Origin of the sequence: Marinobacter sp., assembly GCF_035268745.1 — a bacterium.
In the GTDB taxonomy this organism is placed as follows: domain Bacteria; phylum Pseudomonadota; class Gammaproteobacteria; order Pseudomonadales; family Oleiphilaceae; genus Marinobacter.
Map to the genome: position 1 here is coordinate 1 of NZ_DATFKH010000002.1, position 3,333 is coordinate 3,333.

General features: G+C 53.5%; 2 rRNA genes. Both read right to left on the bottom strand.

Annotation, left to right across the window (positions count from 1 at the left end):
- Positions 1–42: 42 nt before the first annotated feature.
- Positions 43–152, bottom strand: a 5S ribosomal RNA gene (gene rrf / locus VJ956_RS00025).
- 136 nt (positions 153–288) lie between these two features.
- Positions 289–3,183, bottom strand: a 23S ribosomal RNA gene (locus VJ956_RS00030).
- Positions 3,184–3,333 lie beyond the last annotated feature (150 nt).

Below are 3,333 nucleotides of genomic sequence, written 5' to 3' on the forward strand. Positions count from 1 at the left end.
AAAAAAAGCTCATCCTTTGAGGGGATGAGCTTGTAAGAAGGAAGAAGGCGACGACCTACTCTACCGCTTGTGGCAGTACCATCGGCGCTGCAGGGCTTAACGGCCGTGTTCGGGATGGGAACGGGTGGGACCCCTGCGCTAGAGTCACCTTCAATAAATTCAGTATGTATCACTATCTATGTTCTTTGACATGATGAGGCAATAGCGCGGCAAAAGGGTCTGAGGGGGGAAGATGTGTTTATAAACTGCTAGATTAACCGGCCTACACGGGGACCCGTGCAAGCCATATAAATAAAGCCTGTGGCCTAATTAGTACGACTCGGCTAAACACATTACTGTGCGTACACCTGTCGCCTATCTACCTGGTCGTCTTCCAGGAGGCTCTTAGGGAATACTTATCTTGGAGCGTGCTTCGCGCTTAGATGCATTCAGCGGCTTATCACTTCCGCACATAGCTACCCTGCGATGCATGCGACCACACAACAGGTACACTAGCGGTGCGTCCACTCCGGTCCTCTCGTACTAGGAGCAGCTCTCCGCAATATTCCTACGCCCACAGCAGATAGAGACCGAACTGTCTCACGACGTTCTGAACCCAGCTCGCGTACCGCTTTAAATGGCGAACAGCCATACCCTTGGGACCTTCTCCAGCCCCAGGATGCGATGAGCCGACATCGAGGTGCCAAACCTCCCCGTCGATATGAACTCTTGGGGGAGATAAGCCTGTTATCCCCGGAGTACCTTTTATCCTTTGAGCGATGGCCCTTCCATACGGTGCCACCGGATCACTAAACCCAACTTTCGTTCCTGCTCGACCTGTATGTCTTGCAGTCAAGCACCCTTATGCTTTTACACGCTACGCACGATTGCCAACCGTGCTGAGGGTACCTTTGGGAGCCTCCGTTACTCTTTAGGAGGCGACCGCCCCAGTCAAACTACCCACCATACACTGTTCCCCGCTATGCAGGGTTAGAATTCACCTGTTACAAGGGCGGTATTTCACTGGGCGACTCCCCCCCTCCTGGCGAAGGGGGTTCAGTGTCTCCCGCCTATGCTACACATGTAACCGGTAAAGCCAATGTAAAGTTGTAGTAAAGGTTCACGGGGTCTTTTCGTCCCGCTGCGGGTAATCGGCGTCATCACCGATACCACAATTTCACCGAGCTCATGGCTGAGACAGTGCCCAAATCGTTACACCATTCGTGCAGGTCGGAACTTACCCGACAAGGAATTTCGCTACCTTAGGACCGTTATAGTTACGGCCGCCGTTTACTGGGGCTTCAGTCAAGGGCTTCGCCGAAGCTAACCCCCTTCTTTAACCTTCCAGCACCGGGCAGGTGTCAGTCCCTATACATCGCCTTGCGGCTTAGCAGAGACATGTGTTTTTGGTAAACAGTCGTTTGGGCCTTTTCACTGCGCCCCCAAACGCCGAAGCGCCCGGGGGGATCCTTCTCCCGAAGTTACGGATCGAATTTGCCTAGTTCCTTAGCCATGAATTACTCGAGCACCTTAGGATACTCTCCTCACCCACCTGTGTCGGTTTGGGGTACGAGCGATTGTAACAAACTACGACGCTTTTCTCGGCAGCGGGATTACCTCCACTATCTGCTTGCCCGCAGGCTCACAGTACTGTCGGGGTTCAGCCTTAATGCCAGGCGGATTTGCCTGCCTGGCGGCCTACGCCCTTTAACGTGCATTCGTCAGCACGCGGGAGTGTCACTTCTGCGTCACGCCTTAGCCTGGCGCTACAATCGGTACCGGAATATTTAACCGGTTTGCCATCGGCTTCGCCTCTCGGCTACACCTTAGGTCTCGACTAACCCTGATCCGATTAGCGTTGATCAGGAACCCTTGGGTTTTTGGTGGACAGGTTTCTCACCCGTCTTATCGTTACTCATGCCTACAGTTTCGCTTCCAGGGGCTCCACCAGATCTCACGATCTGGCTTCTGCGCCCCTGGAATGCTCCCTTACCACTCTATTAGAGTCCACAGCTTCGGCAGTATGTTTAATGCCCGTGTATTATCGACGCCGGGCCGCTTAACTAGTGAGCTATTACGCACTCTTTAAAGGAATGGCTGCTTCTAAGCCAACCTCCTAGTTGTCTGGGCAACCCAACTTTCTTTGTTCAACTTAACATACATTTGGGGGCCTTAGCTGGTGGTCTGGGTTGTTTCCCTCTCGCGACGGGACGTTATCACCCCGCCACTGACTGCCTGGTGGCTCTCTGCCGGTATTCGGAGTTTGTCTAGGGTTGGTAGGCGGTGAAGCCCCCTAGCCTAATCAGTGCTCTACCTCCGGAGAGACAAAACCAGACGCTATACCTAAATATATTTCAGGGAGTACGAGCTATTTCCAAGTTTGATTGGCCTTTCACCCCTATCCACAGTTCATCCGAAGACTTTTCAACGTCTGGCGGTTCGGGCCTCCATGGGGTTTTACCCCCACTTCACCCTGACCATGGATAGCTCACTTGGTTTCGCGTCTGCCCCGCTGTACTGCTCGCCCGTTTCAGACTCGCTTTCGCTACGGCTCCACCCCTTAGGGGCTTAACCTCGCACAACAGGAGCAACTCGTAGGCTCATTATACAAAAGGCACGCCGTCACCCCTCAAAGAGAGGCTCCGACCGCTTGTAAGCACACGGTTTCAGGTACTATTTCACTCGCCTTCTCGGCGTTCTTTTCACCTTTCCCTCACGGTACTGGTTCACTATCGGTCATACAGATGTATTTAGCCTTACCGGATGGTGCCGGCAGATTCACGCAAGGTTTCACCGGCCTCGCGCTACTCAGGATACCCGCCTCTCCGCTCGCCGTACGCCTACAGGCCTTTCACCTTCTATGGGACTGCTTTCCAGGCAGTTTCGACTTAAGCTCGCTTCGATTACGCAGGTCCTACTACCCCGACTCCCCGTAGGAAGCCGGTTTGGGCTGCTTCCCGTTCGCTCGCCGCTACTTGGGAAATCACTTGATTGTTTTCTTGTCCTGGGGGTACTTAGATGTTTCAGTTCCCCCCGTACGCTCTCCCGTAGGAGTATCCCGGTAAACCGGGATGGGTTGCCCCATTCGGAAATCCACGGATCATTGCTCTTATGCAGCTCCCCGCAGCTTATCGCAGCTTTACACGTCCTTCTTCGCCTCTGTATGCCTAGGCATCCACCGTGTGCCCTTAGTATGCTTATATTATATGACTTGCACGGCGTCTCCGCCGTACGGCCTACATAAGTACTTCATGCTATTGGTTTACAATTGTGGTCTGGATGTGGGACGAACCGCATCCAGATACCTTGGCGTAGCACACCCATCCAATCGGACGGATGCCCTACTATCTTCCG